Source organism: Gemmiger formicilis, assembly GCF_018784445.1.
Taxonomy (GTDB): domain Bacteria; phylum Bacillota; class Clostridia; order Oscillospirales; family Ruminococcaceae; genus Gemmiger.
The window spans coordinates 1-24,458 of sequence record NZ_WQOH01000010.1 but is presented as its reverse complement, the minus strand read 5'-3'; the positions used below and the strand labels follow the sequence as shown (position 1 = coordinate 24,458).

The window sequence follows — 24,458 nt, the reverse complement described above, 5'->3', positions numbered from 1 at the left end:
GGAGAATCCGAAGAATATGCAAACAGATTCTATTGAAAAGGCCGTTGGTATCGGCGCAATCGGCCTATGGGCCGCATTGCATGGATGGCTTGGCTGGCTTGTTGTTCTCTATGCCGTCTGCATGATGCTGGATTGGGTAACCGGCACTGTTCTTGCTATAAAAAATGGTGTTTGGAGTTCCCATAAAGCTAGGCAGGGGTTGTGGCATAAATGCGGAAGTATTATAATGATTTTTGTCAGTGTCTTGACAGATATCCTGCTTGGATTGACATTAAATCATATTTCCGGGCTCACGCTTCCGTTTAATTATGATATGCTGCTCACACCAATTGCTTTGTTTTGGTATATTGTATCCGAATTAGGCAGTATCCTTGAAAATGCCGAAAAGATGGGTGCTCCTATTCCTCCACTACTTAAAAATGTTCTTGAAAAGATGCGTGACAGTAACGATGATAAGAATGCCTCCTCGCTATAGGCGTTCATTTTTTCTCATAAAACGCGCAAATGCCCATCGGCTTTTGAACCGATGGGCATTTGTGCGTTTTATGGCTTTCTATACAATGTACTTTATTTTTCTAGTTCGTGGTTTTATGGTTTGGTCAAAATTCTATTTCTCTGTTGTTTCTACAGTAACACCCGACTCAGACAAAAGATTCCCACATAACATGCCAGATAATAAACTTTTGCTTTGCGAGTAAAATCCCCTATTAAAAATACGTAGACAAAAATTCCATAGCACAGTAACACTATACCGTGAACTGGCAACAATTTTAGTGAACCATCTCCCAGAAACATTTCCGCAACAAAGGCAATAAACATCGGCGGAAGCATTGTCGCACTTATATCAATCAATTCGTGAATCTCAAACTTTTGATTTTTGAAGGATATCTGTTGTAGAATAACATACGCCATAATTCCCATCAAACTTCCCAATGTGTTTACAATAAAATCATCTATATCTACGACACCGGTTTTTAGAATGAACTGCGCACTTTCTATGAAGAATGTTGTCAAGCATGACATTCCAACTGCCTTATATACGCGAAAATGCTTCTGGTAATAGCAGTAAATTATTCCAAACGGTACAAACATTACCATATTATAAAGCATATCCCATGAAATAGGATTGCGACCATATTGCAAGTTCTCTCTAACACTATGGAACGGCAGTAGATTAATTTCTTCCACCCGTGTTAGTTGACCACCCATAATTGTCATAATCACGTTAAAACGAGATACACACATACTAAATACTATCATAAAATATAGTATAGTCATAAACTGGAAGCCATGCTTTCTTCTGCTTTTCATGATCGGTTGCCTCTCCAATCGTTTTAATTTATCATAGCTTTCTTTAAATTTGTTTATCTTTACTGCTGGGCATCATATAGTTCCTTATAGATTCTACATGTATCATATAGTCTATCATGTTTTCCGCGAGAAATCAACTTTCCATCGTCAAATACACAAATTTCTTCGTTTCCTCCAATGAAGTTCACAAAATGTTGTAATAACATCACACATACTTTTCTGTTTGCTTGAGCATTAATTTCATTGTACAACATTCTAAATGTGATTGCATCTAACGCCGCATTTGGTTCATCTAGCAAGAGGATTTCATTATCTCTTGCCATTGTTCTGCAAATTGCAAGCCGTTGCCATTGTCCCCCCGATAACTGCACGCCATTCTCAAACCAATATCCAATTTGCTGCTTTGGGTTATCACAAATCGAATCTGGCATCTTGTACTTTTTCATAAGTATTTTTATTTCTTTTTCACTTTTTTTCGTTCCTGTTTGTCCGATATTTACATTTTCCATTCTCTTGCCCGTTCTGCATCTTCTTCACCAGAGCAGCAGCGGGGTGTGCGCGTGCAGCAACCGGGTCAGCGCGTCATCCACGGCATCGGTATAGCCGCCCTCAGCCAAGCGCTGGGTGCGCAGTTGGTTGAGGGCTGCTTTTGCCAGCCGATACTCTGCCGCCGACATCGTCAGCTTGCCGCCTGCGGGCAGATTGTTCACCCGCAGGATGAGCCGTCCCGTTTCTTCGGCACTGCCGCCGCGGGCGCGCTGGCCGTAGTAGACATCGCCCAGCGCCCGGAGCAGGATGCTTTTGTTGGCACGGTCGAGTTTAACTTTACGTTTCAATTCTTTCTTCAATGCCAATTATATATCGGCAAGCGCTTACGCTTCGCGTTAAAGGCTATTCAATTAAAGAAATTTCAGAAATGACAAAAACCAGTGAAGCCACCGTGAAAAGTCGAATTCACCGTGCGTGGAAGCTTCTGCTTGAATCATTTGATGAATAGCCTCTTGAAGTTCGAATACTTATGCTTTGCCATATAGTTAACGGCCTCGGTAAAATTCCAATTTTGCCTTGCTGAAATATTTCCTTGATCCTTTCAATGTCATTCCTGTATCCAGAAGGACCTTGTAATTAGACATTTGTAGAATATGATCGCCGTTTATAAGGTAACTTTTATGGATTCGTAAGAATGCAGATGAAGCAAATTCATGTTCCGCTTCGTCCAATGTAGCATAGAACGACGGAGAGCCTTCCGGCGTTTGGCGTATGCCATCCAAATGGACAAGGACACAATGGTTTTTGCTTTCCAAATAGATGATGTCACGTTCTTCCTTTTCGTAGTCCGCCAGTATCCCTCTGATGGCTCTCTTTACTTTTTCCTCCTTGCCAGGAATTGCCTTCAAGTACTGCGTCCAAAGGGAACGTGCCGTTTCCCAATAGAGAATATCCCGTACAATGAGAGTGTACCTCGGATCATGTTCAACAAGCGGGAACCGATTATATCCGCAGGATAAACTGCACACTACACTATTGTGGGAATTGCAGTAATTGGGAAAAACAATGCAGTCGAAAGAACTATCTCTGCTGGCATCCAGCAACTGTTCCATATTCCAGAACTCATAAATACGACTGATACGGTCTGAAAGTCCTTTATCATGGTACAATATCGTCTTTATCGCTTCGATAGCAATCCCTTTCGGGTCACAAACTGCGATTATCATAAAAATCCACCTTATCTTACAAATATTATCCGTAAGATAAGGTGGATTGGTTTCATAAATTTGTGGAGTTTTTTTGCTGCCTGCTGAGCATCAGCTTTCCGGCCGCAGCATTGGCGAGCGTTGCGGCAATGAGAAGCCCCAGCGTGTTCCATTTGGCGAGGACATCCTTGGCACAGGGGTTCAGGGAAAAGCCGGTTTCTATGGCTTTGCCCACTGCGGGCAGCAAGCCGCCCCAGTAGGAAAAGTCGCTCCACCGGGCGGGGGTGATCCAGGGCGGGAGCAACCGTAGCAGGGCGGGCAGGACGAGCGCAAGCAGAAAAGCGCCGCCCAAAACAAACCAGCACGTTTCCTTTGGGCACCCCCTGCGCACTCGGCCGCCCAGGGTGCGGGCGGCGGCCAGCAGCACCAGCCCCGCCGGGCAGAGGGCATAGGCCGTCAGGGCGGCCATCCAGGGGAAAGGGAAATAGAGGGTCACCTGCTGTGCGATCCCCGCCGCACGCAAAAGCTGCTGCACCGTCTCCACCGGCGGCGCAGCGTAGCCGCCCCAAAACTCGATGTTGGAAAAGCCATGGTCAAGGCTTTCCCCGCACAGGGCCAGGCTGGCGCTGCTGCGAAAGAGCCCGCACACGCGGTAGATGTCTCCTTCTATCTCCAATTCCTGCCCCAGCACGTCCTCGCTGCCCCAGAGCTGCCACGCGGCAGCGGTTGAGACCGCGCATTTGCCATTCTCCTGCGCAGCGGGGAACCGCCCCTCCAGAAGCACGGCAGGATACACCGCGTCATACTCGCCGCAATATAGAATGGCAGTGATCCCGCAGGTTTCCCAGCGGCTTTCCGCCGATCCCTCTGCCTGGCTCCAAAAAGCGGGAACAAGCGCGCTCGCCCCATCCTCCTGCCGCAAAGCAGACCGCAGCGCTTCCAGCTGCCGCCCCGTGACCGGCACGTCGGAGCGCACCGAAACCAGCGGATAGGCTGCCCACAGCCTCCCCGCAAACCAAACAGCGATCCCCCAGGAAACCGCGCATGCCAAAAGCAGCACCGCCTTTCGAATCTTCATCCCGCTGTACGCACACGTGCGCCCTCCTGCAAGCTCTTCGTTGTGGCGGCCACCACCGGCGCACCGGTTGTATAATTCCGCAGGGCCGCCAGCTCGTTGTTGCGCTCCACGACCTCCACATAAACCTTGCGCACGATGTTTTGCAGCCCCAAAATAGTGTTGCGCTCCTCCACCGAATAGACGAAATCCCCGCCGTTATCACTGTGAAGGGCGCTGACCGGCAGGCAGCAGTCATATTCCGTCTCGGAAAGCCGGATTGTGAGTTCCGCTTTTCCCACCTGCCAATCCGACCCGGTCAGCGCAGCGGAAAGCACCACGCCTCCATCCTGCTGAGAAACGGACGAATTGATTTTCACGCTTTCGGACTTTGCTCCCTGCATGACCGTCACCGTAACGCCGGCGGTATCCTGCACCGCGTCCTCGGCCTCCAGCGCAAATCGGATCTGATACCCTCTTTCGGGGTCGGAAATACTCCCGCCCACCTGGCCGCTGGTCTGCCCCTGCATAAGCTGCAGAGATTCCACGGTACCCGTCTGCGGCGCACAGAAGACGCCCTCCTGCTCGTCCAATTTTTTCAGCGTCTCCACGCTACTTTCAATTTCCCGGATCTGTTCCGCCAGAACCGTGGCACTGGCCGCATTGGCGGCGGCTGTTTCACTGGCGGCTTCCACGCTTTTCTCGTAGGCGTGCCGGGCGTCGTTTCGGGCCTGCTCCGCCTGTTCGGCGGCCTGCGCAGCCGTGCGAGCCGCTTCTTCCCGTTGGCTTTGGACGCTTTCCAGCGCTGCGTCCGCCTCGTTGAGCCGGGCTTCCGCTTCGGCCAGTGCCTCCCGGTTTTGCGTTTCCTCTGCCGTAAGCTGCGTCAGCTCCGCTTCGATCCGGCTGATGATTTCCTCGTCCGGCGATTCTTCCTGCTGCAGCAACTCCCGCTGTGCCTGCTTCTCTGCGATCTCGCGGGCATATTGGGCGGCCTTTTCCTGCCGTTCGTTCAGTTCGCGCTGCAGGGCATCCCGCTCGCTGCCGGCGTTCGCTTCTTTCTCCGCCCAGGCTGCCGCGCTGTTCTCCGCTGCCTGGTAGGCGGCCTGCAGGGCCTGCTGGGCTTTTTCCAGATCATAGCTGTCCGCCGCCACCGGTTTGGTAAGCCGGGCATATTCCGTCTGTTTCTGCGCAAGTTCTGCCTGAAGGCTCCGCAGCTTCTGTTCCACATCCTCCCGGCGGAGGGCCGCTATTTTGTCTCCTTCCTGTACAGCCTCCCCCTCCGAGACAAAAACCGCCTCCACCAGCAGCCCTTCGGGCAGATAGAACAGGCTGCCCGCCGCCCACTGAATGGTTCCTGTCGCCGTTAGGCTCTGGGTGATGGTATTGGGCGCCGGCGTGGAGAGCTGCACCTCTGGCAGCAGCGCGCCGGATGTTCCGCGGGCAAGCAACGTAAAAGCCAGCATCCACAAAAAGAAAAGCGCGATCTGCCGGGGGCGAATCGAAAACCTGTTTTCCTCCGGCGATACGGCCTGCGGCTGCGCCGGTTCCTGACGAACGGCAGAATCCCTGACGATTTTCACAGAAAATGTCTCCTTCCTTATGCCTTGATGCCTCCGGCCTGGATGCCCAGTTCCAGATAGGTTTGCCCATACAGGAACACCAGCATCGCCGGAATCAGCGAGAGCAGGCTGGCCGCCATGGCGATCCCCAGGTTGTCTGTCACAATATCGTTCATATACATGGAAAGCGGCCAGTTGGATTGGGATTTCAGAAAGAGCAGCGGCTGCTCCACCGCGTTCCACCCTTCGATAAAATTCAGCACCAAGGCGGCAAAGATTCCGGCATATCCCAGCGGAACGCCGATCTTCCAAAAGATCTGCCAGGCCGTTGCGCCGTCCAGCTTGGCCGCCTCGAGGAGTTCATTGGGAACATCCTGAAAGCTGCGGGTCATGATAAAAACCGGGAACGCCGAAAACACCCCTGGCAGGATGACGGACAGCGGCGTATCGTAGATTCCAAGGCGTGTGGCGATCAGGTAGTTGGGTACCATCAGTACCTGAAAGGGCAGCACCATCAGCGCAATGTACCCGAGCAGCAGGAAACGCCTGCCCGCAAAGCGCAGCTTGGCAAACGCCCACGATGCGGGGGCGGCGACCACCAGCTGACCGGCGATCTGTGCAAAGGCCAGCAGGCAGGTGTTCCAGAAGGCCGAAAAAAACTGCGGGGTGTCCAGCAGCAGCTCCGCCAGCGGTTGGAGCGTCGGCCAGGAAGGCAGGATCGTCCACACCGCATACCCGCCGTCTGCTGTGTCCAACAGGGCCGGCCCCAAGGCGGCTGTCAATTCGTCCGACGCCATCAGCGCACCGTCGACGGTAAACCACAGCGGCCAAAGGACGGTGAAGGCCAGCAGGCCAAGGATCAGCACCGGCAAAAGAAGCTCCTTTTTTCTCATTCCTGCCCACCACCCCAAAAGTGATACAGTAGATACACGACGCAGCCAAGCCCCAGCGCCAGCAGCACGGCGGCGGCAGACAGCTTGCCGATGTCCAGCGACAGGAACCAGTTGTTGAAGAGGTGCTGCAGCAGATATATGCTTTCCTGCGGGTAGTTGCCTGCCACCAAGTAGGCCTCCCGAAAGACCTTAAAGGAGTTGACCAGGCTCAGTATGGTGGTCAGCACCACCGTTGGCAGCAGATTGGGCAGCGTGATAAAGACAAAGGTCTGAAAAGGGGTGGCTCCATCCACCGCTGCCGCTTCATACAAGGGCCGGGGGATGGTCTCCAGACCCGCCAGCCACAGCAGCATATCGTACCCGTTGTTTCGCCAAAGGTAGGTGAAAATCAGCACCCAAAAGGCCGCGCTGCTGCCCATAAAGTCCACGGGCCGGCACCCCAGCCCCACCAGCAAGCCGTTGACCAGCCCCTTGCCGGAGAAAAGCGCCCTCCATAACACAACGATGCTGGCAACAGGGATCGCATAGGGGAGCAGGAGGACGCTTTTGAAAAAGGCCGCCCGCCGTTTTGCCGCGCCAAGCAGCACCGCACAGAGCAGGCTGACGGCCAGCAGCGCCGGGATGCAGATGCAGAGAAAGCGGCAGGTGTTGCGGACAGCCAGACGGAACGCAGTATTTTGAAAGAGCGCCCGGTAGTTCCCCCACCCGACGGCCCGGCTGCGCAGCGGGTCCATAAAGCTGGCCCGAACCGTTTCGGCCAGTGGGAACAGATAGAACAGGCACAGCCCCAACAGGCTGGGCAGCAGAAAAGGCAGTGCCTGCCAGCTCTCCCTCCGGCGCAGGCCAGTGACCTTTGGCCGTTTCATCGCCTTCACCTCCCTGCCTACACTGTAGCACAGGGAACCTGAAAAAAACCTGAATACCTTTCTGCCAAAACAGCTTTTAGGTCTCATCCAATTGCGCCAAATGGTCGATTGGTTCGATCTGCGCTTTGATTAATTCTGAATAATACTTCCCAGCTTTCTGCAGTTCCTGATGGGAACCGGATTCGACTAATTCGCCATCTTTTAATACCAGAATGAAATCCGCCAATCGAAGGCTGGAGTATCGATGTGTTATAAAAATGGTAATAGACATTTTTGTTTTCAAGTTAAGCCGCTTAATAATGTGCTGCTCTGAAATAGCATCTAACGCCGAAAAAGGTTCATCAAACAGGTACACATCCATTTAATCCCCGGCGCAGTGTAGGTTCATCAACGATAATGCGATTGTTGATTTTAACCAAGTCGTCAAAGATCGAATGGTAATATATGTTTCTGGCTTTGTAGGCGTCAAGCCCGTCGGTTTCTGCCTTGCGCTGTTGCCATATCATAAGGGGGTTGCACATACCATGAAGAGCATACTTGGGATTGCCGGTGATTTTGTCGTAATACTCATCCAAGCCAGGACAAGTTCCATACGATGGATAAGTAATATTTACATGGCAGGTTGCCGGAAGCCAGTCCAGCGATTCGAAGTATGCATTTACCTGCTCCAACTTTTCAAATCCAAATGGAGGTGTCAACACAGCGTTTATATTAACCGGCATGTGGGAACCTGCGTAGGCATCCGCCAAAATTCGAAGACCGCCAATGCTGTCTTCAAACGTGGGGGCATCATTTGCGTACACACGATATGCGTCGTGGACAGTGCGTGGGCCGTCGATACTGGCCATAATATATAAGTTCGGAACTTGAGCCAGATAGGTGGCGATTTCGCGTGTCATGAGCGACATATTGGAAGTAAAGCTATAAACAATCTCTTTGTTCCCTCTCTTGGCCTGAGACCTCTCAATCACAGCTTTCATCAGCTTAAAGTTGAGCAACGGCTCGCCGCCGTAGAAAGTAATTGCCAGTTTAGCGCCGCTGTTTTCCAACGCCCAATCAATTGCCTTAAAGGCAATTTCTGTCGGCATCCGCCGATTCCCAAAATCACGGTTCCCTGAGAAATCCTCTGAGTAGACGCAGTATTTGCAGCGGAAATTACATTGCTCCGTCACTTCAAGAATGATTTGTTCAACTTTCTGCTCCGTATCGGTTACACCCGCCGCAATTTCTTTTCCCATGCTCAAAAGCGGCGGTCGCTGGAACAAGCGCTCTGCGTCAATTGTCTGTAGGAGGTTTTTCACTGCATTAGGATCGACTTTTGTCAGTGATATCAAAAATGTTTCGGCGCTCAACGTGGGGTCAAACAATACGCGGAAAATGTAGCTGGTATCATCGTCCAACACAATTACCTTTCCGGTGCCTGTATCATAGTAGTAGTTGTTTCTCTTGGTGGAAAACAGTACTCCTTCACGCAGAGCAGACTGCGTAGTTTTCATATCAAAGTGCTCATTCGAGCGAAAACGCGCGTTTCTTTCATCGAAAATCGACGATGCCGACGAGTGATTTCTTGTTCGGTATGTACACAAAAAGTGCTGTGAGAAAACCAAAAGGCTCTCACAGCACTTTTTACAATGATGCGACAAACGGTTGTGGATTCTGCCAATATCACGCCTGTGGAATTGTGACCTGCAGCGTAGCGCCGCCGCCCGGCGTATCCCGGATCGTGATGCTGCCGTGATGCAGCGCCACAAGCTTCTGCGCGATGCTCAGGCCCAGACCCAGGCTGGCATCGCCGGTTTGCGGGTCTGCGCGATAAAACTTTTGGAAAGCCCGTTCCTTATCCGCAATGCCCGGCCCCGTATCGGCCACCGACAGGCAGACCGTTCGCCCCGCCGCCACGGCGGAAAGTTCGATCTGCGTACCGCTGGGGGTGTGCTGAACGGCGTTGGACAACAGAATGGCCATCACCTGCTTCAGCGCGTCCTCGTCTGCCCGAATGGGCGGCAGCGCGCCGTCCGGCAGGCGGAGGGTCAGCCGGTCACCGGCCTTTGCCGCCACCGGCTGCCATGTCTCGTAAACTTCCCAGAGAAAGGCCTCGGTGTCCAGCTTTGCCGGCATGATCTGACGGGCAGCGGTCTCCAGACGGGAAAGGGATAGAAGCTCCTGCACCAGCTGCGCCATCCGGTGCGCTTCTGACAGAATGTTGGCGCGGTATTTTGCCTCCTCGCCGCCGGAAGGCAGCAGTTCGGCGCTGGTGATGATCACTGCCAGCGGGCTTTTCAACTCGTGGCTGGCCGCCGCCAAAAACTCCCTCTCCATCCGCTCGGCCCGCCGGGCGGGCTGCATGGCCCAGCCGGTCAGCGCAAAGGCCAGCGCCCCCAAAGCCAGCACGCCGCCCGCCGCCACCGCTACGTACAACAGTTGCATCCTGCCCCATTCCTGCCGGAAGGTCGCGGCATCCTGAAACAGGTACATCTCGATCCAATTCCCACTGGCCGTGGGGATTGCACAGTATTCCGCAAACCAGAGGGCACTCCCGTCCCGCAGGGTGTATGCCTGCCGGACAACCGTTTTGGCCCACAGGCCGTTCTGCCCATCCACGCTTTGCCGCGCCTCTTCCAGCATTGGTTCGCTGAGAGTGAGCAGCGGTGCGGCATCATCGCCCTGCAGGTAGGGATTCTCGATGGGGGCTCCCTTCTCGAATAAGGCGGGCACCAGGCGGTTTTCCACCGCGCTGCTGTAGATTGCCTTATGGTCGATGGTCTGTGTCTCCAGGATCGGCTGTTCCAGGGCGGAACAGAGGGAGGCGAAGGCCAGCCTATGCTTCTCCTCCAGGGCGTTCTTTCCCTGCCGGGCGGCCACGAAACAGAGGGTAGCCACCACCATGGCGGCAAACAGGATGTTCACCGCTACGATCTTCCACCGCAGAACGTCCAACGGCGCGGCCGGTTCAGCGGCCTTCTTTTTCTTCCACAAGGGCATACCCAACACCTCGAACGGTCCGCAAGCTCATCTTGGAGTGGATCTGGGCCAGCCGCCGGCGGAAAAAGCCGATGTAATTGTCCAGAATGGCCTCCTCCACGTCGGCGTCCGCGCCCCATACGCGGGCAAACAGGGTGGCTCGTGCCAGCGCCTGACCCTTGCTTTTCATAAACAGTTCAATCATAAGGCCCAGCTTTTTGGAGACCGCGATCTCCTCCCGGCCACAGGCCAGCAGCAGCGCCTTGGTGTCGTACACCAGATCCCCGTACCGCAGCACCACCAGCTCCTCGATGGGGGCCTGCCGCCGCAGGTTGGCCCGGACACGGGCCAACAGCTCCCGGCTGTCAAAGGGTTTACCCAGATAGTCGTCGGCGCCGGCATCCAGGCAGGTCACCTTGTTTTCCACGGCGGTCAGCGCCGTCAGCATCACCACCGGCGTCATGATTCCCTTGCGGCGGCTTTCCCGCAGGATGTCCGGCCCGCTTTCGCCGGGGAGCATCCAGTCCACCAGCGCCAGGTCGTAGGCGTTCTGCTGCAGATAGTAAGCGCCTTCCTCCCCGTCGGTGCAGGCTTTCACCGTGTAGCCCTCTTTTTCAAGGATTTCGCACAGCATCCGGTTCAGTTTCCGGTCATCTTCGATCACTAGCAAGTTCATGTATTCTACCTCCCGGGGCATATCTCGCAGGCCGTATCAAAAGCGGCAGATTATTTAATTTATAGCACAAATTCTCCCGGAGCGCAACCAAGGCCGGAAAGAGCCGCAGGCGCATTCAGGATTTTTTCAGGTTTTGTGTGGTACAGTGGTATTACCAAAATTGCCAGGGCAGCGGCCGCCTGCGCCGCCGCCCCGTCAGGAGGAATTTGTATGAACCGAATTCGATCACGGCTTGCGCCGCTGGCCGCCCTCATGGCTTTGCTGCTGGCGCTGGCAGGGTGTTCCGCCGCTCCTTCAACCGAGGAGCCGGGAACGGCCTCCCAAACGAAGTACGCCACGGGAAAATACACCCAGACGGAGGTCACCCCCGCGGTGGACAGCGGCTTCGCTCCCGCCAAGCTACAGATGCTGGACGGCGTTCCCACGTTATCGCTGTATAATGACGCCCAAAACACCGCAGCGGCGTTTTCCTGGACGGGGGATGGCTGGGAAACCATCGATCCCTCCACCGTACAAGCCTTTCTGGACGGGCTGGACAAAACGCAGGTGGAAACGCTGACCGCCTGTTACGGCGGCAGCGGCCGGTGGTGGGTGGCCGCCGCCGAGACCGGCGGCGCGTTGACGCTCTACCGCGTCGATTCGCAGGGAAGCGTCCGCACAGTGTTGACGTATACGCCGCCTGCCGGCGGCACCGCGCCCTACATCACCGACTTTGCCGCCGCCCCGGGGTATGCGGTCGTCTGCCTGGCGGACGGCGCAGGAAGCTGTGTTCTGCAGATTGTGGACGGGCAGAGCGGGGATATTTCCGCCACGATCCGTCCCAGCGTTGTGGATTATACCTTTGCGGTATCGGGCAACCGGCTGTATCTGCGCAACCGGAATGCCGGAACGATGGATGTCTATGCGCTTCCTTCCGGTGAAAAGGCCGATTCCTTTGCGATTGTTCCTGAGGCACAGGAGGTGGCCGCCTATGCGGTGGACGGCGAGAACCAGCAGATCGTTTTCCTCACCATGGACGGAGTTTTTCAGGCGGGCTTTGGTTCCTCGGTCAAGCAGGCCATGGTGCAGGAAAAAGGCTTTGTCTACGCCGCACCGCAGACCACCGACTATGAGATTCTCCCGCTGGGGGATGCCGCCTTCCTGGTGTCCTGCCTGCAGAACGGCGCGCCGCTGACTGTCCTGATCCGGTTGGACGCCACCCTGCCCACACAGGCAGCGCAAAGCCTGTATATTTGGGCGCTGGAGGACAGCGATGTCATCCGCAGCGCCGCCGCGGTCTTTGCCAACCAGTACCCGGATTGTGACGTTCAGTTGGAATTTGGCCGCGATGCCACCAGCCAGGCCCTTTCCGACGAGGATATCATCAAGAATCTAAACACCCGTCTGCTGGCCGGTGAAGCGCCCGACGTGCTTTTTCTGGACGGCCTGCCCATCCGTTCGCTGATGGAGAAAGGTGTGCTGGCGTCGCTGGATGGTGTTGTTTCGATGGACGGATACTATGAAAACATCCTGACCGCCTACTCGCTGGACGGCAGGCCCTACGCCTATCCGTCGGTGTTCCGCGTGCCGGTTTTTGTAAGCGGCAGCAGCGAGATCAACGTGGATGACTACGCCTCGCTGGCGTCGCTGGCCGCGCTCTATCAGGAGCAAAGCCTGATTTTTAACACCTCCTACGAGGATATTTTTGATTCCTTCTATATTGCCTCCAGCGCCGGGCTCTTCCCGGAGGAGAAGCGCATTGACGAGGACGCGCTGCGCGCATTCCTGCAATCCACCAGAGAGATGATCGATGGCCAGCAGATCACCGCCCAAACCAACGAGTATGTGATGGCCAGCGGCAACGGACAGAGCGTGGCCCAGTCGGAGTTTGCCATGAGCCTGATCAAGGTGGCCGAGGGGAGTTACCCCTGCGGTACCGGCGTTGTAAGCAGCCGTTCCGACGCGCTGAAGCTGTTTTGGAGCTACCCCGCCGTTGCCATCCGGCCGCTGCCCGGCAGCGGCTTTGAGGCCAAAGAGATCGTTTCCATCCCGGCTAACGCCGCCAACCCCACACTGGCAAAAGCTTTTGTCCAAATCATGCTGACAGACCCCGTTGTGCAGTTGAATTCCCTCTACAAGGGCTTCTCGGTACAGCGGGATGTGGAAAACGCCTATCTGGCGCAGACCATCGCGGACGGGGAGCAGACCTACGCCGCCGACCCGCTGACCTGCGATTGGGATTCCCTGATCGAAGAGCTGGGCGCGCCGTCCGTCAGCTCTGCCACGATTTATGATGTAACGCATGAGGCTGCGTTTGACTACTACGGCAACGAGATCGACCTGGACACCGCCGTCCAGCGCATCGAGGAAAACCTGGGACTCTATTTTTCCGAGCAGCAATAAGCAAAGCAGTAGCAGCATCGCCGAATCATTCTACTTGGCATTATAGCGGCGTTGTGTGGATGCTTTTCAAATGGCGATTTTCAAAGTCTTACTGCTATAATTTAATTTCTTTTTTCTTACGTTTACAAACCGTCCGCTGTTTTCTCCTTACCCTTCGGGGTGATAGAAGAAAATGGTCCCGGAAATTTATCAAGGCATTGTTGCATACCAATCCGGTGATTCAACCGCAGCATGGACACTCGTTCAAAAATTCACACCGCTATTGAAGCACTACGCCTTTATTTTACATCGAGAAGATGGTTTTGAGGATTTGCAGTGCTACTTTTTATCATTACTCAAAACTCTATCCCTGGAACGGTTGTCTTCGACGAGTGACGGCGCTATTATAAAATACATTGCGATCTCTATGCACATCTTCGTATTTTCCCTACAAACGTCCTTTTTCCGTTTGTGGTTAGATATTATTGAAGGAGGATTTCGATTATGACTCAGAAAAGCACAAAAGCCATTCTTTCTATTGCATTATGCACTTGCTTACTGTCGGGATGCAGCATTTCTATTACACCTGCATCGTCCTCGGCATCATCCACTCCTTTATCAAATTCAGAAAACAATTCGGACACAAATTCGACGGATACATCCGCTTCAACACCCCCATCTCCAACTCCTGCTGCCACGGCTTCCGTTGATGAACCTGTCGAGTCGGCATCTGGTGATGTGCTTCCGGAGAGTACTCCCGCCCAAAATGAACAAATTTCCGTATTTCCTGATAATGAAGCGCAGAAATCCGATCTTGCTTTATATACCCAAACTTTGGGACGTTTTTTCCATTCCCCTATGCAAAGCACCAAAGATATTCCTTTAGATTATTCTTTGTCATTCTTTTTGCTATACCAGACTTTTGAAAGAAACGGCGAGGGTTCTTCTTATACACAGAATTCCAATTTTTTCTGGGAAATTCCCGAAAGCGATATTCTGCAAACCGCCGATTTATATTTAGGGCTTTCTGATCTTTCTATTTCGAGTATAACCGAGTGGCCCTTTGGTGATCCGCAAAACGGGACTTGCTATTACAGCCAAGAAACCTCTCTCCCCTACGGCGATATTACGGTAACAGATGTAACGTTCGATACGGCGGCTTCTGAAGCTCTAGTTTTTTGAATTAATCATTTAATAGATTTCTAATTATCTCTTTAGATGTTCTTATATGCCGGTATAGCCCGTTATTCCGGGCTTTTCCGGCACTTTTCATATCGGAAGAACCTCACAAATCTTTTTATTACCCCTTATGTTGTCGCTCTCAAAAGTAGTAAAAGCAGTAGTAAATTCTGCGTACTACTTATGCCGCCTTGGTTTCCTCGGCGCTTTCCGCCGCAGGCTCCGGCTTGGCCTCTGCGGTGGATTTTGCCTTGGCTTGCAGCCGTTCCATTTCCTCCTGTGCGGAATGGAAAGTAGCGTGGGCGTAATAGTTCAGCGTCATTACAATGTTGGCGTGTCCCATGATGTACTGCAATGCCTTGGGGTTCATGCCCGCGTTTGCCATTCTGGTACAGAATGTATGCCGCATGGTGTGCGGCGTCATCACATCGGGCAGCGGCTCCTTGTGGCACTTGTTGTACTTCTTGGCAAGGCACTTGAACATGGCGTCATAGTTGACGGCGGTTTTGGGCAGGCCGTCCCGGTTCAGGAACAGGAAGTCCTTATAACCGTCAACCTCAATGCACCTGCCGTCCCTGCGCTTCTTCAACACGCGCTCAAACGCTTCATAGGCGGCTGCGCTCATAGGCACTTGACGGAATCCGCTTTCTGTTTTTGGCGCTTCGGTATAGTAACCGTCCTCGGTGCTTCTCAAAAGCTGGTGGTCTACATTCACAAAGCGCTTCTCAAAATTCAGGTCGGCTGGCGTCAGGCCGCAGAGTTCGGAAATACGAAGCCCGGTTTCCAGCAGGATCACCACCTCGTCATAATACTTGGCATAGACGGGATCGTTCTGCATGAAGTCCAAAAGCTCGTTTTCCTGTGTAGGGGTAAGCGGCACCTTTGGTACGGTATCGTCGTTGATAACCTCATTGATCTGGAAGTCAAAGGGATTCTTGCGGAGGCAATCGTCCTGTACGGCCATATAAAAGATGGCTTTTAAGGAACGCTTGCTGTTGCAGATGGTGTTGTAGGCAACGCCCTTTTCCTGCATACGCAAGGCCCATTCTTTCGCGTCAGACAGCTTCACGCTGTCAATGCTGGCCGCGCCCAGCTTATCTTCGGACAGAAGTTTCATCAACTGCTGGCGGCTCTTTTGGGTTCCTTTCCGCACATTCCCGTGCTGCCGGGTGTACTTTTCATAAAGCTGGCACACGGTCATTTTCTTGCCGATGGTGTCTATCCCGTCGTCAAGGTCTTTCTGTATCTGCTTGATCTTCTCGCGCAGGGAAAGACAGGGCCGTTTCCCGGCAGGTACTTTGTCGGTAGGTACTAACTTCCATGAGTAAACAAACTGGGTTTCTCCAAAGGTGTCAATGTATTTGTAAGCGTATCTTCCATCTGATCGCTGGCTCTCTCCAGACTTCAAAAGGCGGCCTTTGTTGTCCCGTCTTTTTTCATCTCGTTCTTTTCTTGGCATTTCGTCATGCTCCTTTCCATGACGGAAAGAGCCTTGACACGCTTATAACCTATTATAACACGCGCAAGGCCCTTTTTCACTATATTGTGTCAAGGGAATCAATGATTTTTTCAAACTGCTTCCGTTTAATCTGGATGCGGTTGCCGTTCAGGATCACCCAGCCAGCGGTGGGGTTTTCCTCGGCAAGCCGACGCAGTTTGTTTTCCCCGATCCGAAAATATTTGGACGCTTCCTCAATGGTAAGCGTGTATTTTTCCCAAATAGGCACATCGTTATTACTCATAACATGGCCCCCTTTCTTTTCAAAACAAAGGTTGTTTTTTGCGAAAGTGAGCAGAAAAGAACGGACGGCTGCTGGCACAGCTCCACGGGAATCTCACCCCCGCGTGGTTCTCACGCGGCCCTGCTCGTTGCCTGCGACGCTTCAAACGCTCGGACTACGACGGCAAGGGAGTATCATTGTCCTATCTGCGCGTCGTCGCCCGCAGGCTGCCACACCTGCTTTACGGCACGGTAAAATCGCTCCGCTTACCCCAATGAGGGAAAGCCTCTTGGCGCACCTGCCGCCCGGCTCGGCACAGACAGAATGTATCCGTCTGCCCTATGACGCGCCGCCATTGTCCTGCGGGCGTATTTGTCAAGGAGCAAAGGGGCCGCCGGGAAAACAGGCAGGCGGGGAAAGGGAAAGCCGCCTGTCTATGGCCGGGGCCTTAACCGTCAGTCGCCAATGGGACTAACGATGGAATGGATCAGCTTGATTTGCAATCGGCGCTTCATATACTCGTCAATGCAGATATGAGGCTGGCCGCTGCCGTCATAGAGCGTCCGGGTACACAGCTTATTGATATAGCCGTCGTAATGCTGCAAGACACGCTCCACGGCTTCGGCGTTACCGGCGCAGGCCGCGTCGATCACAAAATCAGGCAGAGGGCTTTTGCCCTTGTAACTGGATTGCTTCATCCGCGTTTAACCTCCCTCCGGCATGAACGCCATCAATTTTATACGCAAGTCTTTCAGGGTGCTTGTCCTGTGGCGCTGTACTGCGCTGCGGGACATTCCCATCAGGCGGCCGATTTCTTCGTCAGTCAAATCCAGAACAAAGCGGAGAATCAAAATACTCTGCTCGTCTTTTGGCAGGCTGGCAAACGCTTCGGCCACAAGCTCGTTGTCGATATGTAGGTCATAGCCATGCGAACTGAATGTAAAGCTGTCGCAGGAATACCGATCTACGGTCGAGAGCTTGTCCCAATCAGCCGGGGAAACAGCGTCCAGCGACACTTCACGGTCGCGGCGGCACTTCATTTCCCGCAGATAATCTATCGCCTCATGGTACAGAACCAGCTTGCAATAGCGGTCAAACTGGCTCCATTCACCGTATTTGCGGGGGATCGCTTCCATCTTCTCACCCCCTTTCTATGGGGGATGTGGTGGTTCTCTCCCTTTCCGCCAATAGAGCGAATGGAATCTCTCTGGCTGCCCGCTAAACGCCTCCTTTTTTCATTTTTTTGAAATTTCTTTTTGCGCCGGATAGCAGGCCGCAGGAAATAACAAAATTCGCCCGGCAGGTCAAAGACCCACAGGGCGAAACAAAAAGCAATATGTTCTTTTCCTACATGGTATAGTACATACTCATAGCCGCTTGTCCCCGCTGCCGGGGGACGGCTTTTTTTGACAGGCTAACCCCTGTCGGATTTTGTCGAAGTAGTTTTCGTTGCATAGCGGCTCCCTCCTAAAGCCGCCATGCCAGAACACGGTGCAGGGGTCGTCGAAGCAAACAGAAACGGCGGCCTTGATCTACTCAAAACCGCCGTATCGTCAGTGATACAGGAAAGCGCACGAAATCCTCTGCCCGTCAGCGGTTTTTTTTCTTTTCCCCGCTGTGGAGGCAGATGTTTTAATATGTAAGCTCGTTTCATTCCACAAAGAACAGAACCCGCCGGATCAGCTCCGGGATATTGCCTGGGGGGCGGTGATATAGTCATTCACGCCCTCATGCCGGTATTCATATTCCGTAGCAAGGTCGTTGTTCTCGGTGAGGATAAAGAACGGCAGAAGCCGGACAGGGGGATTCTTCATTTGGAACATCCCCGCCACCCGCCGCGGCGTATGAAACAGCTCCATTGCTGTGCCGTCCGGCAGTTCCAGATCACACAAGATCAGGTCTATTTCCTTATCCTCAAAAATCCGGCGCTTGGCCTCCCCAATCGAGGAATCCAGAATCAGGTCAAAGCCCTTTTGCAGCATAGCCGCCCGCAGCACTTCGGCGCTGGTATCTTCCGCATGGACAAAGAGCAACTTGTGAAAAGTCGGGGCCTTTTCGTCGGATAACTGCCGGTAAGCGTATTCCACCAGCTTATCTTGCAGCAATAGCCCTTTCATTTTGTCCATGCACAGCGTCGCGCCCCGGCGTATAGCCTCTTGTTCGTAGTCGTCCCTGTCATGGCAGGACGCCAGAATAAAAGGCAGCTCCTTGTCTGCGGCCCGCACCTCGTCCAGAAAGTCCATGCCGGAACCGTCCGGCAGGTCGAGATCACAGCAGACCACCAGCGGCATTTCCTCTTGGATGGCGGCCCGCGCTTCTTTCAGAGTGGAAGCCGTTTTTACCGGGTAGCCCCGGTGCTGTAAGTATTTTTGCAGACACCATGTATAGTGTCGCTGTCGTCAATCAGCAGTATCTTTTTCATGTGTCCTCACCCCCAATATTGATTTACCACAAGCATAAACTACAAATGTTACACAAATGTCCGAGGTGCCTTTGATTTCGACAAAAAAACAGGCTGAATTGTTACAAAGCTCGGACATTTCAAAAATTTTTTGAGAAATGGCGAAAAAAGCGGGGCAGCACACGCCGCCCCGCCGATCCCATACGGTTATTCCATTGCCCGCATTTGTTCAATCAGAGATTGTTTTTTCTGTCTGCGGATTGTCCATACAGACAAGATCAGCTCCATTCCGAACAATACCAGAATGAACAGCCCCATTTCCAAAACCGGGAATTGATAAGGCACTACATTTCCGGCAAAAGCACCTACACTCATTTTTCTGCAAGCAAAGATGGAAGCCGGAAGCCCAACGATCAGCGTTGCCAATGTTGCAAAGAGCGCATAGCACAGCCCCTCACAGATGTTCATTTTACATAGCTGTTTTTGTGTTAGGCCGATAGAACGCAGAATACTGTTTTCCTGCTTTCGGGCTATCTGGTTAGAGAGTGTCGTATTGATAAGGTTGATAACGCCAAAGAGAAATACCAACCATGAAAGTATCTCCATACTGCCAAACGCAAAAGAATTTGTCATTTCTTCATATTCAATCACTGTATTGATTTCATCTAAGGCAATATTACTATGGCTGGCAACAATATTTTTCAATTCAGCTCCCACATAGTCCGTTTTTTTAGGGTCATTTACAATGCTCCATGAATAGTAAAAAGAGGTGATTTCCGGGTGCAGTTCGTGGAACAACGCTTCTGGTGCAAAAAGAGTTGCCCCATCTAAGTGCATCCTGCCATGTCCTGAATATACCTTTGCAGGAGCGTATAACCCCGATATGGTAACAGAAACGGATGGCTGTTCTTCTCCCAAAGAAATCTCAACCGTTGAACCAACACCCATATCCTCATTCTGCTTTAGCACATTATAGTCAATTACAATACTACGGGAATCTGTTGGCATGGTTCCCTCTGTCAGAGCCGCTTCAACTGCCGCATAATTCTGGTCGGTCAGCATATCGCACATACCACCGGCTTGATGAATCTCTGTTTTATAAGTTGCATGGAGAGATTGCCTGCTTGGAATTATATCTGTAACGCCATCAATAGATAAGATTTCCTGCTTTAATTCCTCATTCAATGGATTTCCCGCTGCCATAACCTTTTCTTCTGTCATTTCAGAATCCAAATAAATTTTATAGTCGCCGTCTGGGAAAAACTGTCTTGCAAGCGCCTCTGGTGAGCGCAGCAAAACAATGGAGGATACCACAAGCAGGATAATTCCGCCCAAACTCAATGAGGCTACAATAGCAACGGTCTTTTTTCGGTCACGCCTAAAATTTGCAATTCCCATTGAAACAGGATTGAGCTTGATATTCTTTTTCCGGCTGCGGATGTCCTTTTGCGCCGGGGTAAAACGGACGGCTTCAATGGGGGAAATCCCTGCCGCAATTTTCACCGGCTTACGGATGGAAACAGATACCATGATCCAACTGCTTATAAGCGTTAAAATAACCGTTGCCACATAGGAAACAGCGTTAAAACCCTTGGAAAACAGGAGGAAACCGCCGCATACGCCCAGCACTGTGCCAATCAGAATCCCGATACTGCCGAGTTTGCGTCCCTCGTTCTTTACAATCCGCTTGATTTGCTTTGGTGTCGCACCAATCGTCCGAAGCTGCCCGTAGCTTTGGATTTTGTCATTGATGGAGATACGGAAGATACTCTGGATCACAATATAGCCGCCAATCAGAACAAGGGCAATCACACCTGCCATCAGTGCAAAATCAAAGGATTTAGAAGCATAGGCAAAATACTTACTGTTCATTTTGGGCATAGGAAGCTGATATTCCTCCGCAATCTCCCTGCAATAAGAGGTCATCAGTTCTTCGCCCAACTGGTCGCTGTTTTTGAAATGGACATAGGCGCGATAGCCAGTCGGGTCAAACCCTTTCCATTCTGTCAGGGCAGCGTTGGAAAGAATGATAGCGCAGGTATTCGCTTCTTTTTCATTTACGCTGTCCATAATGCCGGTAACGACATAATCACCATGAAAACTCTCTGTATCTAAGGTCACAGTGTCCCCAATTTTGGCATTGTTTCCATAGGTGGAAAGAAAGTATTCGCTTACGACAACTTCATTTGCTTTTTCAGGAACCCTCCCCTCTAACAACTCCATCTGCGCCTTGGTAATCTCCATCATTTGCGCGTCGCAATACACATAAGACGCATGATAGCCCTGTTCCGAAAGTTCCTCACCCAGCATATAGTAGCCGCCTACGCGCTCAAACTCCGGCAGTCCTTTCAGGGTTTCAATGTCGTTTTCCTCCACGCCCAGCCAGACCGCCTCATAAGTATCGACAACCTGATTGCGTTGCATTTGTGTCAGGGAAGTAGACACAATTCCCGTAAAGCAGATCAGAAACGCCGCCAGTGCAACGGCAATCACCACCATCAGATTCCGGCGCTTCTCGCTTTGCAAACTTTTCTTTGCCAGCTTCTTTGTAATGGCGCTGGTATCATTCTCAAAAGGCCATGTCATAGCCTGCCACCTCCTTACTCCACAATCTTGCCGTCCTCAATGCGGACAATCCGATCTGCAAGGCGGGCAATGTCGTTGTTGTGGGTAATCATCACAACAGTTTGCCGGAACTCTGCACTGGTGCGCTTGATAAGCCCCAGCACCTCGGCGCTGGTCTTGCTATCAAGGTTGCCGGTTGGCTCGTCGGCCAGAACAATAGCCGGTTTGGTAATCAAGGCGCGGGCGATAGCCACACGCTGCTGCTGGCCGCCGGAAAGATTGTTCGGCATATTTTTCAGTTTATCTTCCAGCCCCAGCAGGTGAACGATCTCGTCCAAAAACTTCTGATCCACCGTGTCCCCGTCCAGCTCCACCGGCAGGACGATGTTCTCATACACATTCAGGATAGGAACAAGGTTATAGTTCTGGAAGATAAAGCCGATGTTGCGGCGGCGGAAGATGGTAAGCTGTTCGTCGTTCATTTTCGACAGTTCTTTGTCCCGGACAATCACATTGCCGGAAGTAGGGGTGTCCAGCCCGCCCATCATGTGAAGCAGGGTGGACTTGCCGCTGCCGGAGGTTCCCACAACGGCCACAAATTCGCCGTCATTTACAGAGAAGTTCACGCCGTCAAGGGCGCGGGTGATATTCGGCTCTGTACCGTAATACTTTTTCAGGTCGATAGTCTGTAAAATTCTCATAAAATTCAATCCTTTCTTTGTTTGTTGTAAATGCGGAACGCTGCTGCGCCGGTGGCCGCCAACTGTACCAGAATCAGCACAGCGAACAGTCCGAAGCTCTCATAGTAGAACAGTTCATCCCAAAACAGGAGAACATCACAGAGGGTAGTCAAGGCAACCGTCCAGCGGATGTGCTGGGCCAGCCTTTGCCAGAACGCCAGCACAAGGGCAACGGGCGGGACGATCAGCAGCGCCAGATTCAAAATCATGGTCGGGGTCAGTTCCATTGCAACGCCTCCTCACTTTTGTTGATAAGGTCATTGCAAAACCCAAATGTCCGCGAAATGTTACAGCGGCCAAAAAATTTCATCGAAAATCGGAGTGAAATGTTACAACGCTCGGACATTTCAAAATTATTATTCAACTACCCTTAATCGAGCTACAATACTTGTTTTTCTAAAATAGCGAAACGAAACATGAGGAACTATAATCGCCACAACGCAAATAACAATTCCCTCTAATATCAACGGGAAAATCGTAGGCTGTATTGTAAACAGCCATAAGTCAGGTTGATTAAAGAAAGTAGGAAGAATTGTATTTGCAACAATAAGAGAGAGAGGTAAACCCATTACACAAATCAGAAATGCGTAAAACAATCCCTCCAATACGGTCAATTTGTTAATTTGTTTTTTCGTCATTCCGATGCTCTCTAATGTAGCAAATTCCCGTTGCCGGTTTATAATGCCCGTTATAATGATGTTGGAAAAATTCACAAGCCCGATACTTCCTAATAGAAACCCAATAAGGCCACCTATGATAAAAATAGTTTGTTTTAATCCGTTCATAGTTTGTGCCAATGTTTCAGACGATGCGTATTCAACGGTAGGCAAAGAATTGATGTACTCGGTCGCTGGCAAAAAGTGTTCTTTTTCCACATCAAACACATAACTCATTATGGCTGGATTGTTATACAATTCCACAAACATCTCATTACTCATATAGAAAATAGGACAATCGCCGCCAACATCAGTGTAGCCAACATTCTTACCCGGAGATTCTACCAATGAAAAATCAACCACTGCACGCGCAATTACCGAAACCGTTTTATAAGGCAATCCATCTTTGTAAATGGTAACTTCCTGATTGAGCGGACAAAGAAATTCAGGAGATTCATTTGGGTTGATCGCTGAAATTTCTATAACATAGTTTCCACTTTCCAAATATGAGGTTAGTTGCTGTATATCTGTTTCTCCCTCAATGAAATTCAATTTAGGAAGTATTGATTTTTCTACCCCGTAAATATTGCAAAGAGGTCGATAATCAACACCGAGTTTTACTGGATAAGTTCTGCCATCAACCATACCACTTCGTATAAGGTGATTATCTTCTGTGTATTCGTCTAATACTTCCGTGACCAAACTACCATAATCATAAGTAACACTGACATCATCCAAAGTGTTTTTATAAATTCGACTTCCGTTCAGCACAGGAATATTATTTTCAATATCAGATATGATTTCATTACTAACAGAATCATCTTTAAATCGAAAACCTTGCACATTAGAAAATGTGTTTGGGCTTGCCACAACAAAATCAAATGAGGTAACAGAAGATACATATTTTTTAACATCAACACTATTTCCGATTGCGATTGCACTGTTTAGGAGAATAATGCAGAGTATCATGGATAAGACGATAAATATGGTACGCTTTGAATTTCTTCTTAAATTTCTCCATGCCATTTCTGTTATTCTATTCTTAAACGAAAGACGATTCTTGTTGGCACTATGATAATTGTCTTTTTCATAGTATCTGGTTGCCTCAATGGGCGAAATCGTAGCTGCAATTTTGAATGGTTTCTTTATGCTCACCCAAACAGTAATCGCACTAAATATCCCGGCAACGACAAAAATAATAGGATTAAAACTCAAGTTCACAGAAAGATTGTGATACTCGCCTTTCATAAAATTAAGAATCCACGGAAGCATAAGTATTCCTACTATATATCCTAAAATCAACCCAATAGATATACCAATTATAGACAGCCAAAATGCTTGCTTATAAACAATTCGCTTGATTTGCTTCTCCGTTGTTCCGATTGTTCTTAATAAGCCATATTTCTTTATTTCTTGAACAACAGAAATCTCAAAAATATTGCGAATGAGCAAATAGCCCGTTATTACAAAAATCATAATAAAAAACAGGGCTGCTATTATGGCAATCCAATTTACAGATGTACCAGTGGACGGGCTGGTTCCCCTAATTTGCAAAATAGTTGTCTGTATAGACTGGATCGCTCCAACACATAAAGTCGTTACAGAAGTAAAAAGCATTGATGTTAAAACGATTGCTATTACAGCAACAATATTTCGTAATTTGTTGGCTTTGAAGCTTCTTTGCGCCAGCTTCTTTGTAATGGCGCTGGTGTCATTTTCAAAAGGCCATGTCATAGTTGTATCACCTCGTATTATATAAAAGTAGTATTTATAGACCGCTCTCCAGCGGAATGCTACAATAAGTTCAGGATGCTGTGGATT

Annotated in this window: 25 protein-coding genes and 1 pseudogene; 5 read left to right on the top strand and 21 right to left on the bottom strand. The window is 51.0% G+C overall.

Annotated elements, in window-relative coordinates:
- Positions 1 to 16: 16 nt before the first annotated feature.
- Positions 17 to 475, top strand: a complete 459-nt coding sequence (locus tag GPK89_RS03935; protein ID WP_078785204.1) for a phage holin family protein — start codon at positions 17 to 19, stop codon at positions 473 to 475.
- Between the two features lie 149 nt (positions 476 to 624).
- On the opposite strand, the gene GPK89_RS03930 is transcribed toward GPK89_RS03935, so the two are convergent.
- From GPK89_RS03930 to GPK89_RS03920, 3 genes are read right to left on the bottom strand one after another with little or no spacing between them, the layout of a single operon-like run.
- Positions 625 to 1,311 carry a VanZ family protein gene (locus GPK89_RS03930; RefSeq protein ID WP_078785203.1) on the bottom strand — a complete coding sequence of 229 codons (687 nt, stop codon included), beginning with the start codon at positions 1,309 to 1,311 and terminating at the stop codon, positions 625 to 627.
- Positions 1,312 to 1,370: 59 nt separating this feature from the next.
- Positions 1,371 to 1,820 (bottom strand): ATP-binding cassette domain-containing protein, encoded by a 450-nt coding sequence (locus GPK89_RS03925; RefSeq protein WP_078785202.1) that lies wholly within the window; start codon positions 1,818 to 1,820, stop codon positions 1,371 to 1,373.
- Between the two features lie 24 nt (positions 1,821 to 1,844).
- Positions 1,845 to 2,147: a hypothetical protein gene (locus GPK89_RS03920; protein WP_078785201.1), complete on the bottom strand. Its 303-nt coding sequence runs from the start codon at positions 2,145 to 2,147 to the stop codon at positions 1,845 to 1,847.
- Between the two features lie 11 nt (positions 2,148 to 2,158).
- Here GPK89_RS03920 and GPK89_RS16730 point away from each other — a divergent pair, with 11 nt between their 5' ends.
- Complete coding sequence (locus GPK89_RS16730; protein ID WP_078785200.1) at positions 2,159 to 2,308, top strand: RNA polymerase sigma factor; 150 nt, start codon at positions 2,159 to 2,161, stop codon at positions 2,306 to 2,308.
- Between the two features lie 37 nt (positions 2,309 to 2,345).
- Here the strand turns inward: GPK89_RS16730 and GPK89_RS03910 are convergent, their stop codons facing one another.
- The 9 genes from GPK89_RS03910 to GPK89_RS03870 all read right to left on the bottom strand — a co-directional run bounded on the left by GPK89_RS03910 (position 2,346) and on the right by GPK89_RS03870 (position 11,014).
- Positions 2,346 to 3,026 (bottom strand): LytTR family DNA-binding domain-containing protein, encoded by a 681-nt coding sequence (locus GPK89_RS03910; protein WP_078785199.1) that lies wholly within the window; start codon positions 3,024 to 3,026, stop codon positions 2,346 to 2,348.
- A gap of 52 nt (positions 3,027 to 3,078) precedes the next feature.
- Entirely contained in the window at positions 3,079 to 4,056 is a 978-nt protein-coding gene (locus tag GPK89_RS03905; RefSeq protein ID WP_215691669.1) for an ABC transporter permease, read from the bottom strand.
- Between the two features lie 23 nt (positions 4,057 to 4,079).
- Positions 4,080 to 5,639, bottom strand: a complete 1,560-nt coding sequence (locus GPK89_RS03900; protein ID WP_215691668.1) for a biotin/lipoyl-binding protein — start codon at positions 5,637 to 5,639, stop codon at positions 4,080 to 4,082.
- Positions 5,640 to 5,656: 17 nt separating this feature from the next.
- A complete protein-coding gene (locus tag GPK89_RS03895; protein WP_215691667.1) occupies positions 5,657 to 6,511 on the bottom strand; it encodes a carbohydrate ABC transporter permease in 855 nt (284 codons plus the stop codon).
- On the bottom strand, positions 6,508 to 7,377 hold the full coding sequence (locus GPK89_RS03890) for a carbohydrate ABC transporter permease (protein ID WP_215691666.1): 870 nt from the start codon (positions 7,375 to 7,377) through the stop codon (positions 6,508 to 6,510). The genes GPK89_RS03895 and GPK89_RS03890 overlap by 4 nt, the downstream gene beginning before the upstream one ends.
- 76 nt (positions 7,378 to 7,453) lie before the next feature.
- Positions 7,454 to 7,738: an ABC transporter ATP-binding protein/permease gene (locus GPK89_RS03885; RefSeq protein ID WP_078785194.1), complete on the bottom strand. Its 285-nt coding sequence runs from the start codon at positions 7,736 to 7,738 to the stop codon at positions 7,454 to 7,456.
- Complete coding sequence (locus tag GPK89_RS03880) at positions 7,719 to 8,873, bottom strand: radical SAM protein (protein WP_215691665.1); 1,155 nt, start codon at positions 8,871 to 8,873, stop codon at positions 7,719 to 7,721. Before GPK89_RS03880 ends, GPK89_RS03885 begins: the two co-directional genes overlap by 20 nt.
- 169 nt (positions 8,874 to 9,042) lie before the next feature.
- Positions 9,043 to 10,359 (bottom strand): sensor histidine kinase, encoded by a 1,317-nt coding sequence (locus tag GPK89_RS03875; protein WP_078785192.1) that lies wholly within the window; start codon positions 10,357 to 10,359, stop codon positions 9,043 to 9,045.
- Entirely contained in the window at positions 10,328 to 11,014 is a 687-nt protein-coding gene (locus tag GPK89_RS03870) for a response regulator transcription factor (protein WP_159447036.1), read from the bottom strand. The genes GPK89_RS03875 and GPK89_RS03870 overlap by 32 nt, the downstream gene beginning before the upstream one ends.
- Positions 11,015 to 11,224: 210 nt before the next feature.
- Between GPK89_RS03870 and GPK89_RS03865 the strand changes: the two genes are divergently transcribed.
- The 3 genes from GPK89_RS03865 (at position 11,225) to GPK89_RS03855 (ending at position 14,557) form a co-directional block, all read left to right on the top strand.
- Positions 11,225 to 13,396 carry an extracellular solute-binding protein gene (locus tag GPK89_RS03865; RefSeq protein WP_215691664.1) on the top strand — a complete coding sequence of 724 codons (2,172 nt, stop codon included), beginning with the start codon at positions 11,225 to 11,227 and terminating at the stop codon, positions 13,394 to 13,396.
- Between the two features lie 172 nt (positions 13,397 to 13,568).
- Positions 13,569 to 13,883 carry a hypothetical protein gene (locus tag GPK89_RS03860; protein ID WP_143402746.1) on the top strand — a complete coding sequence of 105 codons (315 nt, stop codon included), beginning with the start codon at positions 13,569 to 13,571 and terminating at the stop codon, positions 13,881 to 13,883.
- Positions 13,880 to 14,557 (top strand): hypothetical protein, encoded by a 678-nt coding sequence (locus GPK89_RS03855; RefSeq protein ID WP_215691663.1) that lies wholly within the window; start codon positions 13,880 to 13,882, stop codon positions 14,555 to 14,557. The genes GPK89_RS03860 and GPK89_RS03855 overlap by 4 nt, the downstream gene beginning before the upstream one ends.
- A gap of 178 nt (positions 14,558 to 14,735) precedes the next feature.
- Here the strand turns inward: GPK89_RS03855 and GPK89_RS03850 are convergent, their stop codons facing one another.
- From GPK89_RS03850 to GPK89_RS03810, 9 genes and pseudogenes are all read right to left on the bottom strand, one after another.
- Positions 14,736 to 16,013, bottom strand: coding sequence for a tyrosine-type recombinase/integrase (locus GPK89_RS03850; RefSeq protein ID WP_215691662.1), 1,278 nt, complete (start codon positions 16,011 to 16,013; stop codon positions 14,736 to 14,738).
- A gap of 79 nt (positions 16,014 to 16,092) precedes the next feature.
- Entirely contained in the window at positions 16,093 to 16,296 is a 204-nt protein-coding gene (locus GPK89_RS03845; RefSeq protein WP_009296579.1) for an excisionase, read from the bottom strand.
- A gap of 434 nt (positions 16,297 to 16,730) precedes the next feature.
- Positions 16,731 to 16,973 (bottom strand): helix-turn-helix domain-containing protein, encoded by a 243-nt coding sequence (locus GPK89_RS03840; protein WP_004611627.1) that lies wholly within the window; start codon positions 16,971 to 16,973, stop codon positions 16,731 to 16,733.
- Between the two features lie 6 nt (positions 16,974 to 16,979).
- A complete protein-coding gene (locus tag GPK89_RS03835) occupies positions 16,980 to 17,411 on the bottom strand; it encodes a sigma-70 family RNA polymerase sigma factor (protein ID WP_055201460.1) in 432 nt (143 codons plus the stop codon).
- A gap of 514 nt (positions 17,412 to 17,925) precedes the next feature.
- A pseudogene (locus GPK89_RS03830) lies at positions 17,926 to 18,697 on the bottom strand (response regulator).
- A gap of 186 nt (positions 18,698 to 18,883) precedes the next feature.
- Positions 18,884 to 21,262: an ABC transporter permease gene (locus GPK89_RS03825; RefSeq protein WP_215691661.1), complete on the bottom strand. Its 2,379-nt coding sequence runs from the start codon at positions 21,260 to 21,262 to the stop codon at positions 18,884 to 18,886.
- 14 nt (positions 21,263 to 21,276) lie between these two features.
- Positions 21,277 to 21,942 (bottom strand): ABC transporter ATP-binding protein, encoded by a 666-nt coding sequence (locus GPK89_RS03820; protein ID WP_005927557.1) that lies wholly within the window; start codon positions 21,940 to 21,942, stop codon positions 21,277 to 21,279.
- A gap of 5 nt (positions 21,943 to 21,947) precedes the next feature.
- On the bottom strand, positions 21,948 to 22,208 hold the full coding sequence (locus GPK89_RS03815; protein ID WP_155177826.1) for a hypothetical protein: 261 nt from the start codon (positions 22,206 to 22,208) through the stop codon (positions 21,948 to 21,950).
- 129 nt (positions 22,209 to 22,337) lie between these two features.
- Positions 22,338 to 24,392, bottom strand: coding sequence for an FtsX-like permease family protein (locus GPK89_RS03810; RefSeq protein ID WP_430750594.1), 2,055 nt, complete (start codon positions 24,390 to 24,392; stop codon positions 22,338 to 22,340).
- Positions 24,393 to 24,458 lie beyond the last annotated feature (66 nt).

Coding starts and splice junctions, on each gene's coding strand:
- GPK89_RS03935 (WP_078785204.1), top strand. CDS start 17: ATGCAAACAGATTCTATTGAAAAGGCCGTTGGTATCGGCGCAATCGGC.
- GPK89_RS03930 (WP_078785203.1), bottom strand. CDS start 1,311: ATGAAAAGCAGAAGAAAGCATGGCTTCCAGTTTATGACTATACTATAT.
- GPK89_RS03925 (WP_078785202.1), bottom strand. CDS start 1,820: ATGGAAAATGTAAATATCGGACAAACAGGAACGAAAAAAAGTGAAAAA.
- GPK89_RS16730 (WP_078785200.1), top strand. CDS start 2,159: ATGCCAATTATATATCGGCAAGCGCTTACGCTTCGCGTTAAAGGCTAT.
- GPK89_RS03910 (WP_078785199.1), bottom strand. CDS start 3,026: ATGATAATCGCAGTTTGTGACCCGAAAGGGATTGCTATCGAAGCGATA.
- GPK89_RS03895 (WP_215691667.1), bottom strand. CDS start 6,511: ATGAGAAAAAAGGAGCTTCTTTTGCCGGTGCTGATCCTTGGCCTGCTG.
- GPK89_RS03890 (WP_215691666.1), bottom strand. CDS start 7,377: ATGAAACGGCCAAAGGTCACTGGCCTGCGCCGGAGGGAGAGCTGGCAG.
- GPK89_RS03885 (WP_078785194.1), bottom strand. CDS start 7,738: ATGGATGTGTACCTGTTTGATGAACCTTTTTCGGCGTTAGATGCTATT.
- GPK89_RS03880 (WP_215691665.1), bottom strand. CDS start 8,873: ATGAAAACTACGCAGTCTGCTCTGCGTGAAGGAGTACTGTTTTCCACC.
- GPK89_RS03875 (WP_078785192.1), bottom strand. CDS start 10,359: ATGCCCTTGTGGAAGAAAAAGAAGGCCGCTGAACCGGCCGCGCCGTTG.
- GPK89_RS03870 (WP_159447036.1), bottom strand. CDS start 11,014: ATGAACTTGCTAGTGATCGAAGATGACCGGAAACTGAACCGGATGCTG.
- GPK89_RS03865 (WP_215691664.1), top strand. CDS start 11,225: ATGAACCGAATTCGATCACGGCTTGCGCCGCTGGCCGCCCTCATGGCT.
- GPK89_RS03860 (WP_143402746.1), top strand. CDS start 13,569: ATGGTCCCGGAAATTTATCAAGGCATTGTTGCATACCAATCCGGTGAT.
- GPK89_RS03855 (WP_215691663.1), top strand. CDS start 13,880: ATGACTCAGAAAAGCACAAAAGCCATTCTTTCTATTGCATTATGCACT.
- GPK89_RS03850 (WP_215691662.1), bottom strand. CDS start 16,013: ATGCCAAGAAAAGAACGAGATGAAAAAAGACGGGACAACAAAGGCCGC.
- GPK89_RS03845 (WP_009296579.1), bottom strand. CDS start 16,296: ATGAGTAATAACGATGTGCCTATTTGGGAAAAATACACGCTTACCATT.
- GPK89_RS03840 (WP_004611627.1), bottom strand. CDS start 16,973: ATGAAGCAATCCAGTTACAAGGGCAAAAGCCCTCTGCCTGATTTTGTG.
- GPK89_RS03835 (WP_055201460.1), bottom strand. CDS start 17,411: ATGGAAGCGATCCCCCGCAAATACGGTGAATGGAGCCAGTTTGACCGC.
- GPK89_RS03825 (WP_215691661.1), bottom strand. CDS start 21,262: ATGACATGGCCTTTTGAGAATGATACCAGCGCCATTACAAAGAAGCTG.
- GPK89_RS03820 (WP_005927557.1), bottom strand. CDS start 21,942: ATGAGAATTTTACAGACTATCGACCTGAAAAAGTATTACGGTACAGAG.
- GPK89_RS03815 (WP_155177826.1), bottom strand. CDS start 22,208: ATGGAACTGACCCCGACCATGATTTTGAATCTGGCGCTGCTGATCGTC.